General features: G+C 73.3%; 15 protein-coding genes. 12 read left to right on the top strand and 3 right to left on the bottom strand.

The features are described from left to right. Positions 1-2: 2 nt before the first annotated feature. The 5 genes from ACFV9M_RS06015 to ACFV9M_RS05995 are packed head-to-tail and all read left to right on the top strand — an operon-like array spanning position 3 to position 6,021. Entirely contained in the window at positions 3-1,862 is a 1,860-nt protein-coding gene (locus ACFV9M_RS06015) for a biotin carboxylase N-terminal domain-containing protein (protein WP_385070800.1), read from the top strand. 55 nt (positions 1,863-1,917) lie between these two features. Beyond that, the gene (locus ACFV9M_RS06010; RefSeq protein WP_385070803.1) at positions 1,918-3,078 is read left to right on the top strand and encodes an acyl-CoA dehydrogenase family protein; all 1,161 of its coding nucleotides are present in this window, start codon (positions 1,918-1,920) and stop codon (positions 3,076-3,078) included. Between the two features lie 41 nt (positions 3,079-3,119). Continuing rightward, on the top strand, positions 3,120-4,691 hold the full coding sequence (locus tag ACFV9M_RS06005) for a 4-coumarate--CoA ligase family protein (protein WP_385070806.1): 1,572 nt from the start codon (positions 3,120-3,122) through the stop codon (positions 4,689-4,691). Beyond that, positions 4,688-5,425 (top strand): enoyl-CoA hydratase family protein, encoded by a 738-nt coding sequence (locus tag ACFV9M_RS06000; RefSeq protein ID WP_385070809.1) that lies wholly within the window; start codon positions 4,688-4,690, stop codon positions 5,423-5,425. The genes ACFV9M_RS06005 and ACFV9M_RS06000 overlap by 4 nt, the downstream gene beginning before the upstream one ends. Continuing rightward, positions 5,413-6,021 carry a TetR/AcrR family transcriptional regulator gene (locus ACFV9M_RS05995; protein WP_385070812.1) on the top strand — a complete coding sequence of 203 codons (609 nt, stop codon included), beginning with the start codon at positions 5,413-5,415 and terminating at the stop codon, positions 6,019-6,021. Before ACFV9M_RS06000 ends, ACFV9M_RS05995 begins: the two co-directional genes overlap by 13 nt. A gap of 123 nt (positions 6,022-6,144) precedes the next feature. Here ACFV9M_RS05995 and pdxH read toward each other — a convergent pair whose 3' ends face one another. Continuing rightward, entirely contained in the window at positions 6,145-6,774 is a 630-nt protein-coding gene (gene pdxH, locus ACFV9M_RS05990; RefSeq protein ID WP_385070890.1) for a pyridoxamine 5'-phosphate oxidase, read from the bottom strand. Between the two features lie 334 nt (positions 6,775-7,108). Here pdxH and ACFV9M_RS05985 point away from each other — a divergent pair, with 334 nt between their 5' ends. Then, the gene (locus ACFV9M_RS05985; RefSeq protein ID WP_385070815.1) at positions 7,109-8,209 is read left to right on the top strand and encodes a citrate synthase 2; all 1,101 of its coding nucleotides are present in this window, start codon (positions 7,109-7,111) and stop codon (positions 8,207-8,209) included. A gap of 956 nt (positions 8,210-9,165) precedes the next feature. Here ACFV9M_RS05985 and ACFV9M_RS05980 read toward each other — a convergent pair. Next, positions 9,166-10,074 carry a LysR family transcriptional regulator gene (locus tag ACFV9M_RS05980; protein WP_385070818.1) on the bottom strand — a complete coding sequence of 303 codons (909 nt, stop codon included), beginning with the start codon at positions 10,072-10,074 and terminating at the stop codon, positions 9,166-9,168. A gap of 72 nt (positions 10,075-10,146) precedes the next feature. Here ACFV9M_RS05980 and ACFV9M_RS05975 point away from each other — a divergent pair, with 72 nt between their 5' ends. The 6 genes from ACFV9M_RS05975 (at position 10,147) to ACFV9M_RS05950 (ending at position 16,333) form a co-directional block, all read left to right on the top strand. Next, entirely contained in the window at positions 10,147-10,539 is a 393-nt protein-coding gene (locus tag ACFV9M_RS05975) for a RidA family protein (RefSeq protein ID WP_385070820.1), read from the top strand. A 31-nt stretch (positions 10,540-10,570) separates the two neighbouring features. Further along, positions 10,571-11,029, top strand: coding sequence for a GNAT family N-acetyltransferase (locus tag ACFV9M_RS05970; RefSeq protein ID WP_385070823.1), 459 nt, complete (start codon positions 10,571-10,573; stop codon positions 11,027-11,029). Between the two features lie 100 nt (positions 11,030-11,129). Continuing rightward, on the top strand, positions 11,130-12,563 hold the full coding sequence (locus tag ACFV9M_RS05965) for a PAS domain-containing protein (RefSeq protein WP_385070826.1): 1,434 nt from the start codon (positions 11,130-11,132) through the stop codon (positions 12,561-12,563). A gap of 368 nt (positions 12,564-12,931) precedes the next feature. Then, positions 12,932-13,687 carry an SIS domain-containing protein gene (locus tag ACFV9M_RS05960; protein ID WP_385070828.1) on the top strand — a complete coding sequence of 252 codons (756 nt, stop codon included), beginning with the start codon at positions 12,932-12,934 and terminating at the stop codon, positions 13,685-13,687. Between the two features lie 294 nt (positions 13,688-13,981). Beyond that, positions 13,982-14,674 carry a metal-dependent transcriptional regulator gene (locus ACFV9M_RS05955; protein WP_385070831.1) on the top strand — a complete coding sequence of 231 codons (693 nt, stop codon included), beginning with the start codon at positions 13,982-13,984 and terminating at the stop codon, positions 14,672-14,674. 723 nt (positions 14,675-15,397) lie between these two features. Continuing rightward, positions 15,398-16,333, top strand: a complete 936-nt coding sequence (locus tag ACFV9M_RS05950) for an alpha/beta fold hydrolase (RefSeq protein ID WP_385070834.1) — start codon at positions 15,398-15,400, stop codon at positions 16,331-16,333. A 440-nt stretch (positions 16,334-16,773) separates the two neighbouring features. Here the strand turns inward: ACFV9M_RS05950 and ACFV9M_RS05945 are convergent, their stop codons facing one another. Next, a complete protein-coding gene (locus ACFV9M_RS05945) occupies positions 16,774-17,436 on the bottom strand; it encodes a bifunctional DNA primase/polymerase (protein WP_385070836.1) in 663 nt (220 codons plus the stop codon). Positions 17,437-17,661: the final 225 nt, after the last annotated feature.

Here is a 17,661-nt window from a genome sequence, read left to right as displayed (position 1 = left end):
CAGTGATTACCTCCGTACTTGTCGCGAACCGGGGCGAGATCGCCTGCCGCGTCTTCCGCACCTGCCGTGAGCTGGGGATCCGCACGGTCGCGGTGCACTCGGACGCCGACGAAGGCGCCCTCCACGCGCGCGTGGCCGACACGGCGGTACGGCTGCCGGGAGCGGCGCCCGCCGACACCTACCTGCGCGCCGACCTGATCGTGAAGGCGGCCGTCGCGGCCGGCGCGGACGCCGTGCACCCCGGCTACGGCTTCCTCTCCGAGAACGCCGCCTTCGCCCGCGCCGTACGGGACGCCGGCCTGGTCTGGATCGGGCCGCCGCCCGAGGCGATCGAGGCGATGGCGTCCAAGACGCGCGCCAAGGCCCTCATGGGACTCGCCCCCCTGCGCGCGGACGAGGTGTCCGACGCCGACCTGCCGGTGCTGGTGAAGGCCGCCGCGGGCGGCGGCGGGCGCGGCATGCGCGTCGTACGCCGCCTGGAGGACCTGGGCGCCGCGCTGGAGGCCGCGCGCGCCGAGGCCGCGAGCGCCTTCGGCGACGGCGAGGTGTTCGTCGAGCCCTATGTGGAGAACGGCCGCCATGTGGAGGTGCAGGTGCTCGCCGACACCCACGGCACCGTCTGGGCCCTCGGCACCCGCGACTGCTCCCTCCAGCGCCGCCACCAGAAGGTGATCGAGGAGGCGCCGGCGCCCGCGCTCTCCGAGAAGCTCACCGAAGAGGTGAACGCGCTCGCCGTGCGCGCCGCCCGCGCCGTCGACTACGTCGGCGCGGGCACGGTCGAGTTCCTGGTGGCCGGCGACACCGCCCACTTCCTGGAGATGAACACCCGCCTCCAGGTCGAACACCCCGTCACGGAAGCTGTGTTCGGCGTCGACCTGGTCGCCGAGCAGATCCGCGTCGCCGAGGGCCGCGCCCTCGCCGGCCACCCCCCACGCGCGCGGGGCCACGCCATCGAGGCCCGCCTCTACGCCGAGGACCCGGCGAACGGCTGGACCCCCCAGACGGGCACCCTCCACCACCTGGCCGTCCCCGACGGCGTCCGCCTGGACACCGGCTACGACGACGGCGACGAGATCGGCGTCCACTACGACCCCCTCCTCGCCAAGGTCGTCGCCCACGCCCCCACCCGCGCGGAGGCGGCCCGCGCACTCGCCGGAGCCCTGGAACGGGCGGCGATCCACGGCCCGGTCACCAACCGCGACCTGCTCGTCCGCTCCCTGCGCCACGAGGAGTTCGCCGCGGCCCGCATGGACACCGGCTTCTACGACCGCCACCTGCCCGCCCTGACCGCACCGGCCCCCGACCCGTACGCCCCCCTCGCCGCCGCGCTCGCCGACGCGCACACCGGCACCGGACCCGGCCCCCGCCTCGGCGGCTGGCGCAACCTGCCCTCACAGCCGCAGACCAAGCGGTACGCCATGGCGGGGGAGGAGCACGAGGTCCACTACCGGCACACGCGCACCGGCCTGACCGCGGAGGGCGTGCAGATCGTGCACGCCGACGCGCGCCTGGTCGTCCTGGAGGCCGACGGCCTGCGGCGCCGCTACCGGGTGGCGCGCTACGGCGACCAGGTCCACGTCAACGCCACCACCCTCACCGCCCTGCCCCGCTTCCCCGCCCCCGAGACCCAGCGAGCCCCCGGCTCCCTGCTGGCCCCGATGCCCGGCACCGTCGTCAAGATCGCGGACGGCCTCGTCACCGGATCGAGTGTCCAGGCGGGAGAACCGATCGTCTGGCTCGAAGCGATGAAGATGCAACACGTCATTTCCGCCCCGGTGACGGGAGAGCTGGCCGAGCTCCCGGTGACGCCGGGACAGCAAGTGACGGTCGGCATGCTGCTGGCGGTCGTCAAAGAAACGTAGGGGCGCGGGGAACTGCGCGACCAGCCCCCTACGACCCGCACCCGAAGGAGCCACCATGACCACCCTCATCGAATCCGACGAACACAAAGCCCTCCGCAAGGCGGTCGCGGCCTTCGCCAAGGACCACCCCGACGTGGGGAACCGCGCCCTCTGGCAGGAAGCGGCCAAGCTCGGCTACATCGGCGTCAACCTGCCGGAGGCCTACGGCGGCGGAGGCGGCGGCATCACCGAACTCTCCCTCGTCCTCGAAGAACTCGGCACCGCCGGCAACCCCCTCCTCATGATGATCGTCTCCCCGGCGATCTGCGGCACGGTGATCGCCCGCTTCGGCACGGAAGCCCAGAAACAGGAGTGGCTCCCCGCGCTCGCGGACGGCACCCGCATCATGGCCTTCGGCATCACCGAACCCGACGCCGGCTCCAACAGCCACCGCATCACCACCACCGCCCGCCGCGACGGCGCCGGCTGGCTGCTCACCGGCCGCAAGGTGTTCGTCTCCGGCGTCGACATCGCCGACGCCACCCTGATCGTCGGCCGCACCGAGGACGCCCGCACCGGCCGGCTCAAGCCCTGCCTGTTCATCGTCCCGCGCGACGCGCCGGGCTTCACCCGCCGCGCCATCGACATGGAACTCCACAGCGTGGAGCAGCAGTTCGAGCTGGTCCTGGACGACGTACGGCTGCCAGCAGAGGCACTCGTCGGTGGGGGCCCCTCCCACGCTTTCGGCAGTGGGGGAGAGGACGCGGGCCTGCTCCAGCTCTTCGCCGGCCTCAACCCCGAGCGGATCATGACGGCCGCCTTCGCGATCGGCATGGGCCGCCACGCCCTCGCCAAAGCCGTCGCGTACGCCCGCGACCGCACCGTCTGGAAGACCCCCATCGGCGCCCACCAGGCCATCGCCCACCCCCTGGCGCAGGCCCACATCGACCTCGAACTGGCCCGCCTGATGATGCAGAAGGCGGCCCACCTGTACGACGCGGGGGACGACATCGGCGCGGGCGAGGCCGCCAACATGGCCAAGTACGCGGCCGGCGAGGCCTGCGTGAAGGCCGTCGACCAGGCCGTGCACACCCTCGGCGGCAACGGCCTGACCCGCGAGTTCGGCCTCGCCCGGCTGATCACGGCCTCCCGCGTGGCCCGTATCGCCCCGGTGAGCCGGGAGATGATCCTGAACTACGTCTCCCACCAGACCCTGGGGCTGCCCAAGTCGTACTGAGCGGCACCGTTCGGTGCCAGTCGCGCGAGGAGGAACCAGCCATGTTCCGCAGCGAGTACGCAGACGTCCCGCCCGTAGAACTCCCCATCCACGACGCCGTACTGGGCCACGCCGCCGGCTTCGGCGACCAGCCGGCCCTGGTCGACGGCACCGACGGCACCACCCTCACGTACGACCAACTGGACCGCTTCCACCGGCGGATCGCCGCCGCCCTCGCCGAGGCCGGTGTCGGCAAGGGCGACGTGCTCGCCCTGCACAGCCCCAACACCATCGCCTTCCCCGCCGCGTTCTACGCCGCCACCCGCGCGGGCGCCACCGTCACCACCGCGCACCCGCTCTCCACCGCCGAGGAGTTCGCCAAACAGCTCGGCGACTCGGCCGCCCGCTGGATCGTCACCGTCTCCCCCCTGCTGGAGACGGCCCGCCGGGCCGCCGAACTCGCCGGCGGCGTCCAGGAGATCTTCGTCTGCGACAGCGCCCCCGGCCACCGCTCCCTCATCGACATGCTCGCCTCGACAGCCCCCGAACCCCGCATCGACGTCGACCCCGCCGAGGACGTCGCGGCCCTGCCGTACTCCTCCGGCACCACCGGCGTCCCCAAGGGCGTGATGCTCACCCACCGGCAGATCGCCACCAACCTCGCCCAGCTCGAACCGGCGATCCCGGCCGGCCCCGGCGACCGCATCCTCGCCGTCCTGCCCTTCTTCCACATCTACGGCCTCACCGCCCTGATGAACGGCCCCCTCCGCAACGGCGCCACCGTCGTCGTCCTGCCCCGCTTCGACCTGGAGACGTTCCTCGCCGCCATCCAGAACCACCGCATCACCGGCCTGTACGTCGCCCCGCCGATCGTGCTGGCCCTCGCCAAACACCCGGCCGTCGCCCGGTACGACCTGTCCTCCCTGCGGCACGTCATCAGCGCGGCCGCCCCCCTCGACGCCGACCTCGCCGCCGCCTGCTCGGCCCGCCTGGGCCTGCCGCCCGTCGGCCAGGCCTACGGCATGACCGAACTCTCCCCCGGCACCCACGTCGTCCCCCTCGACGCCATGCGCGACGCCCCCGCCGGCACCGTCGGCAAACTCATCGCCGGCACCGAGATGCGCATCGTCTCCCTCGACGACCCCGACAAGGACCTCGGCGTCGGCGAGGCCGGCGAGATCCTCATCCGCGGCCCCCAGGTCATGAAGGGCTACCTCGGCCGCCCCGACGCCACCGCCGCCGTGATCGACCCCGACGGCTGGCTGCACACCGGCGACATCGGCCGCGTCGACGGCGGCGGCTGGCTCTTCGTCGTCGACCGCGTCAAGGAACTCATCAAGTACAAGGGCTTCCAGGTCGCCCCCGCCGAACTGGAGGCACTGCTGCTCACCCACCCCGGCATAGCGGACGCCGCCGTCATCGGCGCCTACGACACCGACGGCAACGAGGTGCCGCACGCCCACGTGGTCCGCCAGCCCACCGCCGGCGACCTCACCGAAGGAGAGGTCGCCCTGTACGTCGCCGAACGGGTCGCCCCCTACAAACGCGTCCGCCGCGTCACCTTCGTCGACGCCGTGCCGCGCGCCGCCTCCGGGAAGATCCTCCGCCGGCAGCTCAGGGAGGACCGCACATGACGTCACCCATCGGCCGCACGCGCGCGCGAGGCGCCGAGACCCTCAGCCTCGACGCGCCCGACACCCGCAACGCCCTGTCCCGCACGCTCGTGGCCGAACTGGCCGACGCGCTGAAGCGGGCCGGCGCGGACCCCGGCGTCCGCGCCGTCGTCCTCACCCACACCGGAGGCACCTTCTGCGCCGGCGCCGACCTGCGGGACCCGCCCGACCCGGACGCGTTCGTGGACCTGCTGCGGCAGATCGTGGAACTGCCCACACCGGTCGTCGCCCGGGTCACCGGACACGTCCGGGCCGGCGGCCTCGGCCTGCTCGCCGCCTGCGACATCACGGCCGCGTCCACCGGGGCGTCCTTCGCCTTCACGGAGGTGCGCATCGGCGTCGCCCCCGCCGTGATCTCCCTGCCCCTGCTGCCCCGCACCGACCCGCGCGCCCTGTCCCGCTACTACCTCACCGGCGAGCGCTTCGACGCCGCGGAAGCCGCCCGCATCGGCCTGCTCACCGCGACCGGCGACGACGTCGACGCCGTCCTGGAACCCGTCCTGGACGGTCTGCGCAGATCCGCGCCGCAGGGCCTGGCCGAGACGAAACGACTGCTCACGGCTAGGGTGCTGGAGGCATTCGACCGGGACGCGGCCGCCCTGACCGCGCTCTCGGCCCGCCTGTTCTCCTCCGCGCAGGCCCGCGAGGGGATGACGGCCTTCCTCGAACGACGGGATCCCTCATGGGTGCTGTGACCGCAGTCGACCGCGACCGCGCCCCCAAGCAGGACCGCAGCCGGGCCACCCGGCAGCGGCTCCTGGAAGCCGCCGTGGCCTGCCTCGCCGAACACGGCTGGGCGGGCTCCACGGTCTCCGTCGTCGCCGAACGGGCGGGCGTCTCCCGGGGCGCCGCCCAGCACCACTTCCCCACCCGCGAGGACCTGTTCACCGCCGCCGTCGAGTACGTCGCGGAGGAACGCTCCCTCGCCCTGCGCGCCCTGTTCCCGCAGGGCGCGTCCGGCGACCGGCGCGCGGTGGTGACGGCCCTGGTCGACCTCTACACCGGCCCCCTCTTCCGCGCCGCCCTGCACCTGTGGGTGGCCGCCGCCGACGAAGAACAGCTCCGCCCGCGCGTGACCGAACTGGAGGCCCGCGTCGGCCGCGAGACCCACCGCATAGCCGTCGACCTGCTCGGCGCCGACGAGTCCCGGCCCGGCACCCGCGAAACCGTCCAGGGCCTGCTCGACATGGCCCGCGGCCTGGGCCTCGCCAACCTCCTCACCGACGACGCGGCGCGCCGCGAGCGGGTGGTGGCGCAGTGGGCGGCGCTGCTGGAGCAGACGCTCGGCTGACGGGCGCCGCACCCCTGCGCAAAGCCCCGTGGTCCGCCCGGCGGACCGGCGGACCGGCGGAACACGCCGCTCCGGCCCAGGGGTCCGGCCCAGGGGTCCGGCCCAGGGACCCGGCTCAGGGGCTCAGGGGCTCAGCCGCTCCACCCGCCAGCTGCCGTCCGCCCGCGCCACGTACCGCAGCCGGTCGTGCAGCCGGTTCTCCCGCCCCTGCCAGAACTCCACGGACTGCGGCGCCACCCGGAAACCGCCCCAGTGCGGCGGCACCGGCACCTGCTCGCCCTCGGGATAGCGGGCCTCCAGCTCGGCGTAGGAGGCGTCGAGCTCGGCGCGGCCGGCGATCACCGAGGACTGGGCGCTGGCCCACGCGCCCAGCTGCGAGCCGTGCGGCCGGGTCCGGAAGTACGCGGCCGTCTCGTCCCGGCCGGTGCGCCGGGCCACCCCCCGCACGATGACCTGCCGGGCCATCGCGTGCCACGGAAAGAGCAACGAGACGTACGGGTTCTCCGCGAGGTCGCGGCCCTTGCGGGAGTCGTAGTTGGTGTAGAAGACGAAGCCCTGCTCGTCGAAGTGCTTCAGCAGCACCGTGCGGGAGCTGGGCCGCCCTTCGCCGTCCGCCGTGGAGACCACCATGGCGTTCGGCTCGAACAGGTGGGCCTCCGCCGCGGCCTGCTTGAACCAGCGCGCGAACTGCTCCAGGGGCGTCGCGGCCAGGCCGGACTCGGCGAGGCCCTCGGCCCGGTACTGCTTGCGCATCGAGGCGGGATCGGGGGAAGCGGCGTCTGCGGGGGTCACGCGGTCATCTTGCCGTACCGACGCACCGAAACCCAGGGTGGCACTGAGTGCCGCGAGGACTCCCCAAACATGGCACTCAGGGATATGGTGCTGATACCGGCCCGGTCGGGTGACCGCCGGCCGCACGGGGCATCAAAAGGGGTGACCGCCCAGGACCGCGAGTCCCCGGACCGCGGAACCACCGGCACACCGGTCACACTCAGCCAGTCACCACAACCGTCGCACCACCCCTCGCACCACCCGTCGCACCACCCCCGCCCCACCACCCGTCGCACACATCACGAGGAGCCGCCTGATGTCCGACTTCGTACCCGGACTCGAAGGAGTCGTCGCGTTCGAGACGGAGATCGCCGAACCGGACAAGGAGGGCGGCGCACTCCGGTACCGGGGCGTCGACATCGAGGAACTGGTCGGCCACGTCTCCTTCGGCAACGTCTGGGGCCTGCTCGTCGACGGCGCCTTCAACCCCGGCCTGCCGCCCGCCGAGCCGTTCCCCATCCCCGTCCACTCCGGCGACATCCGCGTCGACGTCCAGTCCGCCCTCGCCATGCTCGCGCCCGTCTGGGGCCTCAAGCCCCTCCTCGACATCGACGCCGAGCAGGCCCGCGAGGACCTCGCCCGCGCCGCCGTCATGGCCCTGTCCTACGTCGCCCAGTCCGCCCGCGGCCAGGGCCGGCCCATGGTCCCGCAGCGCGAGATCGACAAGGCCCGGTCCGTCGTCGAACGCTTCATGATCCGCTGGCGCGGCGAGCCCGACCCCAAGCACGTCGCCGCCGTCGACGCCTACTGGACCTCCGCCGCCGAGCACGGCATGAACGCCTCCACCTTCACGGCCCGCGTCATCGCCTCCACCGGCGCCGACGTCGCCGCCGCCCTCTCCGGCGCCGTGGGAGCCATGTCCGGCCCGCTGCACGGTGGCGCCCCCTCCCGCGTCCTCAACATGATCGAGGAGATCGAACGCACCGGGGACGCCGAGGCCTACGTCAAGCAGGCCCTGGACCGCGGCGAGCGCCTCATGGGCTTCGGCCACCGCGTCTACCGCGCCGAGGACCCCCGCGCCCGCGTCCTGCGCCGCACGGTCCGCGAGCTGGGCGCCCCCCGCTTCGAGATCGCCGAAGCCCTGGAGAAGGCCGCCCTGGAGGAGCTCCACAACCGCCGCCCCGACCGCGTCCTCGCCACGAACGTCGAGTTCTGGGCGGCCATCGTCCTCGACTTCGCCGAGGTCCCGGCGCACATGTTCACCTCGATGTTCACCTGCGCCCGCACCGCCGGCTGGTCGGCGCACATCCTGGAACAGAAGCGCACCGGCCGCCTGGTCCGCCCCTCCGCCCGCTACATCGGCCCCGGCTCCCGCAGCCCCCGCGAGATCGAGGGCTACGCGGACATCGCCCACTGAGCACAGCAAGCCCACACGTCACGCGGGGCCGAACCGCTCCGCGTGACCGACACGCGTGACCGAGACACTCCACCACCGCCGGAAACGCAGGCGACCCGCGAGTCTGGCCCTCCGGAGGAGGGGCCGGCCGGACGTACCGGCGACTCGCGGGTCGGGTGACTGCGTGGAATTGGCCGGCTGCGTGCATCTCACACACGCGGGTCCGGCGCCGAACCGAGTACGACGACGGGCTGCTAGCCCGCAGTCACCTCTTCCGTCCGGTATGCATACATCTACCGAATCACCTCCCTTCAGAAGTGAAGCCACTTTAAGAAGCGCTCTCCGCCCGGTTCAACCCCTTTTCTGAGATGTTTACCGGGGCACCTCACTTCGGACGCCATAGCCGTACCCGTCGCCCCGTTGCAGAAGGTCCAGACAGCGGTGGGTGACTTGGAGACGACCCTTCCGCGTCATGAGACTGTGCTGTCCCCTTGCGCGAACCGAGATGCGGCCGGTCCATGTCCCCGCCCACTTGCCCGACGGCACGACGGCACGCACAAGATCTCCGGTGGCGTATCCGAAGTGCCGCTTGGCACGGGATCGCAGCAGGCGGGGAAAGCCGTACCGGTCGGGGGTGGTGCGGGCGTAGGAGCCGCGCCCGGTGGCCTTCGCCACGATGACCTGGCTGGGGAACCGCACGATCTTGTTGCCGTCCGCGGGACCGAGATGCCCGATGGATCGTGATGACTGGGGCTGGTCATTCGACGGCCGTGCGGCCGGGGAGCGAATGACCTCCTTTCCGAAGTACGCCGCTGACGCTAGGTGCCGAAGCCGGAGGAGAGCATCGAACCAGGCAGAAGCAGCTCATACGCGCGAACGGGGCAGAATTGTCGAACGAGTGGGCGATTCTTGTGGTAAACGCCTGGCCACTCTGGCCACTCCACGATGTCGTGCGCCGATCGGCCGGTCCGGCAGCGTCATGAGGGACCCAAGGCGAGTCCGGGGACGGTTGCCAGCACATGGGTGACCAGCGGGTTCCGGTCCTCCGTGCGCCGGGCGAGGGCCACTGTGGTGTGGGCGGTGGGCTGGTCGAGAGGCCGGAAGGCGACGCCCTCCAGGCGGACGCGGCGGATGCCGGCCGGGGCGAGGGACACGCCCAGGCCGCTCTCCACCAGGGCGCAGACCGTCACCCACTCGACGGCCTCCTGGGCGACCCGCGGGGTGAAGCCGGCGTCGGCGCACACGGCGGTGATGCGGTCGTGCAGGCCGGGGCCGGTCTCGCGGGGGAGCAGGACGAAGGGGGCGTCCCGGAGGTCCGCGAGGGCCACGGTGGGGCCGGCGGCCAGCGGGTGGGAGGCGGGGAGGACGACGACGAGCGGCTCGGTCAGGAGCGGGGTGAACGTCAGATCCGGGTCCCGCGCGGGCGGCTCGCGCAGGAGACCGACGTCGATGGAGCCCTCGCGCAGGGCGGTCAGTTGCGGGGCGGTCGTCATCTCGCGGAGGTCCAGGTGGACACCCGGGAACCGCTCCCGGTGGGCGCGGAGCAGCTCCGGCAGCACGGTGAGGGCGAGCGAGGCGGCGAAGCCCAGGCGGAGCCGGCCGGTGCGGCCGTCACCGGCGGCCCTGGCCGCGGCGAGTCCGTCCGCGAGGCCGGTGAGGGCGCGGCGGGCGGCGGGCAGCAGTTGCCGTCCGGCCGGGGTGAGCGCGGTCCCGCCCGGGTCCCGCGTGAACAGGGGGTGGCCGACCTTGTCCTCCAGGCGCCGGATCTGCTGGCTGAGCGGCGGCTGGGCGATGCCGAGGCGGTCGGCGGCCCGGCCGAAGTGGAGTTCCTCGGCGAGGACGACGAAGGCGTGCAGTTGGGCGAGGGGCAGTTCCGGGCGCTCCATATCTCCAGAGGTATCAGATGACACGTGGATGCGTATTGGACGTATCCGCGCTGGTCCGCCTACGGTCCGGGCATGAGTGAGCGACGTGCCATCCTCAGCGGATCCCTGTTCGAGGAGCGGATCGGCTACGCCCGGGCCGTCGTCGACGGCGACTGGGTGCACGTGTCGGGGACGACCGGCTACGACTACACGACGATGACCATCGCGGACGACGTGGTCGAGCAGGCCGAGCAGTGTCTGCGGAACATCGGGGCCGCGCTCGCGGAGGCGGGCTGCGGGTTCGCGGACGTCGTGCGGGTGCGCTACCTGCTGCCGGAGCGGGACGACTTCGAGCCGTGCTGGCCGGTGCTGCGCCGCTGCTTCGGGGAGGTGCGGCCGGCGGCGACGATGATGGTGTGCGGGCTGGCCGACCCCCGGATGAGGATCGAGATCGAGGTGTGCGCACGCCGGCCGCTCACGCGTTGACGCACGCGGGGGGCCGCGTTTCCCTGTCCGGGTGACGGATCTTCGAACAGCGCCCGTGGCCGGCGAGGCCATGCTCCGGCAGTGGCGGCACGTCCACAACACGATCGTGCCGCCGGCCGCCCTCTCCCTCGACGAGGTACGCGCGCGTGCGCGGCGGTACCACCTGGAGAACGCCTACGTCGGCGACGTCCTCGTCGGCTGCTCGACCGTGCGTCCGCCTCAGGGCGAGGAGCGGGTGGCGACGGTCATCGCGCGCGTGCTGCCCGCGTACCGCCGTCGCGGCCACGGCTCCGCCCTGTACCAGCAAGGCCTCGCGCACGCGCGCGTGCTCGGCGCCGCGACGGTCGAGACGTGCGTGCCGGCCGCCAACGAGGAGGGGCTGCGGTTCGCGGTGGCGCGCGGCTTCGTGGAGATCGAACGGTATGTGCTCGACGGCGAGAGCGACGTCTGGATCGACCTGCGGCTCACCGCCTCTCAGCAGGCGGTGTGAGCGGTGCAACGATTCCTCTGCAATCTTGCGGGAACCCTATGTGGGCTGCGTCACGTTCGAGTTGAATGAGGGCACGTGAGCGAACCTGCAGGGGGTCCAGGTGAGTGCTTCCCGCCGTAGTGGGACCACCGACGAGCTGGGGCCGGACGAGCCCGAGCGGTCCGGGCCGGGGGCCTCGGACGGCCCGGCGGGCCCGGGCGGCTCGGATCTGCTGGCCGCGCTGCTCGACGGCATGGACGCGGCGCTGTGCGCCTTCGACGCCGACGGCGTCGTCACCCACTGGAACCGGGAGGCCGAGCGGATCCTCGGCTGGAGCGCGGAGGAGGCCGTGGGCCGCCGCGGCTTCGCCGGGTGGGCGGTGCGCGAGGCGGACGCCGCGGAGACCGAGAGCCGTCTGCTGGCGGCCATGCACGCCCCCGGCCGGCAGGTGCACGAGTTCGCCCTGGTGACCAAGGACGGCGGCCGGGTCCTCGTGCGCACCCAGTCCGCCGCCGTGCCCGGCCCCGACGGCAAGCCCGCCGGCCTGTACTGCGCCTTCAGCGAGGTGCACGCCCAGATCGACCTGGAGCGTTCGATAGCGCTCAGCGAGGCCCTGTTCGAGGACGCCTCCTGGGGGGTCGTGCTCGTCGACGCCGACCTGCGCCCCGCCGTCGTCAACGCGCACGCCGCCCGCGCGCTCGGCACCGGCCGTACGACCGTCCTGGGCCGCCCGCTGGGCGAACTGCTCACCCGGGGCGTCGAGGAACTGGAGAACGCCCTGACGCACGTCCTCGCCGAGGGCGCCCCGCCCGCGCCCGCCGAGATGTGGGTGGGGGTGCGCACCCCGGAGGGCGAGAAGCGGCGCTGCTGGCGCAGCGGCTTCCTGCGGCTGGCGTCGCCGCTCACGGAGGAGCCGGTGCCGCTGGGGGTGGGCTGGCTCTTCCAGGACGTCACCGAGGCCAAGCGGGGCGAGCAGGAGGCCGCGCTGCTGCGCTTCCGCGCCAACCAGTTGCACCGTGCCTCCCGCGCGGCCGCCGAGTGCGAGGACCCGGCGGAGGCGGCCACCGTGCACCTCGACTTCGCGCTCGCCGGCTTCGCCGACCACGCCCTGATCGACCGGGTGGCGGGCGCCCCGCGGGCCGACGGCGAGTCCGGGGCGCCGCCCCGGCTGGTGCGGGTCGCGGCCACGCCCTCCGGTGGCCCGGGCCCCAGCGCGCTCGACGGCCGCGCGGGCCTGCCCGTGCGCTACGCCGACGGGCACCCGGCGCTCCAGTGCGTGGCCCGCGCCGGCTGTGTGCGCGCCTCCGCCGGCGCTGTGCCGCAGGACCGGGCGCGGGAGTGGGCGCACGCGCGCCAGTGGCCCGAGGACACCGTGCACGCCCTGTGCGCCGTGCTGCGCAGCCGCGGCCGCACCCTGGGCGTCGTGACGTTCCTCCGGGGCGCCGCCCGCACCCCGTTCGAACGCTCCGACGCGACGTACGCCGAGGACGTCGCCGTCCGCATAGCCCTGGCCCTCGACCTGGCGGCGGCGACGGCGCCGGGGGAGCGGGCCTGACGTCTTCGAACCGGCGGGCCTGAGGCCGCGCCGGCCCAGCGGGCCTGACGCCTTCGAACCGGCGGGCCTGAGGCCGCGCCGGCCCAGCGGGCCTGACGGCAGGGTGCCGGAGGAGGACGACGCGAGCGGCACCGGCTCGTCGTCCTGGACGGCATCCCGCACGCCCCGGGAGAGAAGTGCCCCAGGAGGAGGACCGGCCCAGGAGGAAAACCGCCCCAGGGCGGCAGCACCAGCACCCGCCCGGCGTCCCCGTGTTGACAGCGCACTGGTCCAGACCGCACGGTGATCCGCGACACGGACACCGGACACCGGACCCCGGACAGGTGATCCGCGACATGGACACCGCACACGGCAGAGGGGCCCTTCGGATGAGCGACCGCACGCCCGCCGCCCAGTTCTTCGACGCCGCGATCGGCCTGCTGCACCGGGTCCGCGACGAGGAGGCCGGGGCCATCGAAGTCGCGGGCACCCTGCTCGCCGACACCGTCGCCTCCGGCGGCCGCCTCTTCGCCTTCGGCGCCGGCCACTCCTCGCTGGCCGCGCAGGACGTCGTCTACCGGGCCGGCGGCCTGGCCCTGATGAACCTGCTCGCCGTCCCCGGCGTCGTCGGCGTCGACGTCGTGCCCGCCACCCTGGGCTCCGCCCTGGAGCGCGTCGACGGTCTGGCGGGTGCCGTTCTCGGCACCTCCCCGCTGCGCGCGGGCGACGCCCTGGTGATCGTCTCCCTGTCCGGCCGCAACGCCCTGCCCGTCGAGATGGCCCGGACCGCCCGCGCCCTGGGCGTGCGGGTCATCGGCGTCACCTCGGTGGCGTACGCGACCGAGACCGTCTCGCGGCACGCCTCGGGCACGTTCCTGAAGGACCACTGCGACGTCGTCCTGGACTCCAAGATCGCCGTCGGGGACGCCGAGCTCACCCTCGACACCGTTCCCGCGCCCTTCGCGCCCGCCTCCACGGTCGTCACCGCGGCCCTCCTCCAGGCCGTCATGGCGACCGCCGCCGCCTCCCTCGCCGCCCGCGGCATCGAGCCCCCGCTGCTGCGCTCCGGCAACGTGGACGGCGGGCACGAGTGGAACGGGCGGATCATGGACGAGTACGGGGACCGGATCTTCTACCGGCGCTGAGCCGATCCCCTCGGCCAGAGCCCCCTTAACCCCATCGGCCCCACCAGCTCGACCGCCCCACCCGCCCGACCAACCCACTCGGCCCCACCAGGCCCGCAGACCTCCGCGGGCCCGGCCGCGGGCCCGGCCGCGGGCCCGCCCCCGGGCGGCCGTGGCCCCCGGATCCCCCGATGTAACCGCCTCGTTCCACCGGCGCGGCACGCTTGTCAGTGCTATCCGGCAGAATTGAAGCCAGGGCCAGCGCACGCGCCGAAGAGCCGTCGAGCCTTCGGCACATCTCATCAAGGGGCACGTATGTCCGGACTGATCGACACCACGGAGATGTATCTCCGCACCATCCTCGAGCTGGAGGAGGAAGGTGTGGTCCCCATGCGCGCCCGGATCGCCGAGCGGCTCGACCAGAGCGGGCCGACGGTCAGCCAGACCGTGGCGCGCATGGAGCGGGACGGCCTGGTCTCGGTGGCCAGCGACCGGCATCTGGAGCTCACGGACGAGGGCCGCCGGCTGGCCACGCGCGTGATGCGCAAGCACCGTCTCGCCGAGTGTCTCCTCGTCGACGTGATCGGCCTGGAGTGGGAGCAGGTCCACGCCGAGGCGTGCCGCTGGGAGCACGTGATGAGCGAGGCCGTCGAGCGCCGCGTCCTGGAGCTGCTGCGCCACCCCACCGAGTCGCCGTACGGCAACCCGATCCCGGGCCTGGAGGAGCTGGGCGAGACGGACGGCGCCCACCCGTTCCTGGACGAGGGCATGGTCTCGCTCGCCGACCTCGACCCGGGCCTGGAGGGCAAGACGGTCGTCGTCCGCCGCATCGGCGAGCCGATCCAGACGGACGCGCAGCTGATGTACACGCTGCGCCGGGCAGGTGTGCAGCCCGGTTCGGTGGTGAGCGTCACCGAGTCGGCCGGCGGCGTGCTGGTGGGCAGTGGCGGTGAGGCGGCCGAGCTGGAGTCGGACGTCGCGTCGCACGTGTTCGTCGCCAAGCGCTGAGCGGGAGCCGGGCCGCACCGGAGCCGGGCCGCACCGGAGCCGGGCCGCACCGGAGCCGGGGCCCCGTCCGCCCACCCGTATCGACCACCGGGTGGCGGCGAGACCGGCGGCCGGTGCCTGCGGAAAGCCTGAGCATTGTTCAACTCCTGGGGCCCGCCGGGCAGTTGAGGCCACGCATCGATGTCGTCGAATCGGTGATTCCCTGTGCCGAATCGCAGCGCTCCGGCGCTTCGCGTGCCAATCTGTCGCGAGAGGCATATGACCTGAGGGGGCGGGATGATGTGCCGCAGACGAAGGGAGGGCCCCGGCGCCGTTCGGCGCCGGGGCCTGTCCTCCCCTGTCCTGACCCGGAGCCCCGAGCTCTCAGGGTCAATCCCCTCGGACCGTTTTCCCCGAGCGGTCCGCCTCCTGATGAAGATCTCCCCTCGGTGGCGTCGATCATTCCTTGAGGGTGGTCACTCGAACGAGCGGTGTTGGCCGCGTAAGTGGGTGTTTTCGAATGCTCATTCGATAGCCTGCGGGTGAAGGGCCTCGCGTGGGGCGGATCACGGCCGTGGCGGATCACGGCTGCGGCGGACCACGGCTGTGACGATCACGCGGGGTGTGCGATGAGCGAAGGCAGTGGACAGCACAGCGGTACGACGGCAGACACGACGCGTGACCGGACCGGCCGGCTCGAACGGGAGCGAGGGGTCCGAGCGGAGCTAGGGGGGTGCCAGGACCATGGCGCGACGCATCGACGTGACCGGGGCGGGCGGTGTACGCCTGGCGGCCTGGGAATTCGGTGACCCGCCCAAGTCCGACCCGGCGCAGAACGGGTCGGAGCCCACGATTCCGGCCCAGTCGTCGGGAGGAGGGGCGGTGCCGGACGGGTCCGCCGACCCCGACCGGACCACCGGTGTGCTGTTGCTGCACGGTCTGATGGGCCGGGCCTCGCACTGGGCGTCCACCGCCCGCTGGCTCTCCGGGCGGCACCGCGCGATCGCCCTCGACCAGCGCGGCCACGGCCAGAGCGAGAAGCCCCCGCAGGCCGCCTACACCCGCGAGGCCTATGTGGAGGACGCCGAGGCCGCCCTGGAGCAGCTCGGCCTCGCCCCGGCCGTCGTCATCGGCCACGCCATGGGCGCCCTGACCGCCTGGCAGCTCGCCGCCAAGCGCCCCGACCTGGTCTCCGGGCTGGTCATCTGCGACATGCGGGCCTCCGCGCTCGGCGCCGCCTCGCAGCGCGAGTGGGCCGACTGGTTCCGCTCCTGGCCCGCTCCCTTCGCCACCCTCGCCGACGTCCGCAAGTGGTTCGGCGAGGACGACCCCTGGGTGGAGCGCCCGAACCCGGCGCGCGGCGAGTTCTACGCCGAGGTGATGCAGGAGTCCACCGACGGCTGGCGCCCCGTCTTCGAACCCGAGCAGATGCTGAAGTCCCGCGAGACCTGGATCTACGACGCCCACTGGGAGGAGCTCGCCCAGGTGCGCTGCCCCACCCTGGTCGTGCGCGGCCTCGACGGCCAGCTGGGCCGCGCCGAGGCCCAGGAGATGGTCCGCGTCCTCCCGCGCGGCGAGTACGCCGAGGTCGCCGACGCCGGCCACCTCGTCCACTACGACCAGCCGGAGGCGTGGCGCGCGGCCATCGAGCCGTTCCTCGACGGCGTCCTCACCGGCTGACTCGACGGCGCCCTCACCGGGCGAACGGGCCCGTCACGGCCGTCCGGGCCGGGTGAGTGGGTTCGCCACGGCTGTCCTCACCGGGCGAACGGGCCCGTCACGGCCGTCCGGGCCGGGTGAGTGGGTTCGCCACGGCTGTCCTCACCGGGTGAGCGGGCCTGTCACGGCCGTCCGGGCCGGGTGAGTGGGTTCGCCACGGCTGTCCTCACCGGGTGAGCGGGCCTGTCACGGCCGTCCTCACCGGGTGAGTGGGTTCGCCACGGCCGTCCGGGCCGGACTGTGTGGGTTCGCCACGGCCGTCCGCGTCGGATCGTGTGGGTTCGCCACGGCCGTCCGCGCCGGACCGTGCGGGGCCTTCACGGCCTTCACTGCCGTCCAGGCCGGACCGTGCGGGGCCTTCACGGCCTTCACGGCCGCCGCGCCGGACCGTGCGGGCGCCGCTACCGGTCCCGCCCGCACGCATAGGCCAGCGGCGAGATCAGCTCCTCCGCGTCCGGCAGCCACCGGTTCGCGGGAGTCGGCCGACAGGCCCACTGCACGGCACCCCGCGACCCGAACCGCGTGGGCGGCGCGGCCACGTACATCCCCTCGCCCAGCGTGACGAGATCGAGCGACCCCGGCGACCAGCCCAGTTTGCGGACCAGTTCGGGCAGCTTCGCGGACGCGCCCGGCAGCACGAAGAAGTTCATCCGGCGGTCCGGCGTCAACGTCACCGGCCCCAGCGACAGTTCCATCCGCTCCATCCGGGCCAGCGCCAGGAAGCCCGCCGTCTCCGGCACGGAGATCGCGTCGAACGTCCGCCCCGTGGGCAGCAGGATCGAGGCGGTCGGCTGCTTCTGCCACATCCGGCGCGCGACGGTCGCGCTGCCGGTGGCCTGCGTGGCCCAGTCCGGCCGCGCGGGATGTGCCCCGGGCGCCGGACACGCGGCGTCACCGCAGGAGCACCGCTGCATGCCCTCGACGGCTTCCAGCCAGGTGCCGGGAAAGACGTCCCAGTGACGTTCCTCGGCATAGCGAACAGCGGTGTCCAGCAGCGATTCCCCGCGCTGCTTCGGGATCTGGGTGGCTTCGGTGCCCGCGATGGTCTCTTCCACGATGAACACAACTCTGGGCGTCACCAGGGGTTACGCCCGCCCACGTGCGCGGGGGAGGAGCATCGATCCCGCGTCCGGGGCGCATGGGTGCATCGGCGGGGGCGCGCGGCAGGAATGAGCGCGGAAGCGGGTAGTCACGCTTGGGGGTCGGCTTCCGCCATTACCCCGGCAATCCTCACATGCCTCGCATTCTCGCCGTATCCGTGGGGCATTGATCTTCACGGCCGGAACTTT

The sequence above is a fragment of the Streptomyces sp. NPDC059895 genome (assembly GCF_042731035.1).
Classification (GTDB): Bacteria; Actinomycetota; Actinomycetes; order Streptomycetales; family Streptomycetaceae; genus Streptomyces.
The sequence above is the reverse complement of the archived record's forward strand: the minus strand, read 5'-3'. Positions and strand labels throughout refer to the sequence as shown.

Bases quoted from the DNA above. Each gene is read 5' to 3' on its own strand.
- ACFV9M_RS06010 (WP_385070803.1), top strand. From the start codon at position 1,918: ATGACCACCCTCATCGAATCCGACGAACACAAAGCCCTCCGCAAGGCG.
- ACFV9M_RS06005 (WP_385070806.1), top strand. From the start codon at position 3,120: ATGTTCCGCAGCGAGTACGCAGACGTCCCGCCCGTAGAACTCCCCATC.
- ACFV9M_RS06000 (WP_385070809.1), top strand. From the start codon at position 4,688: ATGACGTCACCCATCGGCCGCACGCGCGCGCGAGGCGCCGAGACCCTC.
- ACFV9M_RS05995 (WP_385070812.1), top strand. From the start codon at position 5,413: ATGGGTGCTGTGACCGCAGTCGACCGCGACCGCGCCCCCAAGCAGGAC.
- pdxH (WP_385070890.1), bottom strand. From the start codon at position 6,774: ATGCGCAAGCAGTACCGGGCCGAGGGCCTCGCCGAGTCCGGCCTGGCC.
- ACFV9M_RS05985 (WP_385070815.1), top strand. From the start codon at position 7,109: ATGTCCGACTTCGTACCCGGACTCGAAGGAGTCGTCGCGTTCGAGACG.
- ACFV9M_RS05980 (WP_385070818.1), bottom strand. From the start codon at position 10,074: ATGGAGCGCCCGGAACTGCCCCTCGCCCAACTGCACGCCTTCGTCGTC.
- ACFV9M_RS05975 (WP_385070820.1), top strand. From the start codon at position 10,147: ATGAGTGAGCGACGTGCCATCCTCAGCGGATCCCTGTTCGAGGAGCGG.
- ACFV9M_RS05960 (WP_385070828.1), top strand. From the start codon at position 12,932: ATGAGCGACCGCACGCCCGCCGCCCAGTTCTTCGACGCCGCGATCGGC.
- ACFV9M_RS05955 (WP_385070831.1), top strand. From the start codon at position 13,982: ATGTCCGGACTGATCGACACCACGGAGATGTATCTCCGCACCATCCTC.
- ACFV9M_RS05950 (WP_385070834.1), top strand. From the start codon at position 15,398: ATGGCGCGACGCATCGACGTGACCGGGGCGGGCGGTGTACGCCTGGCG.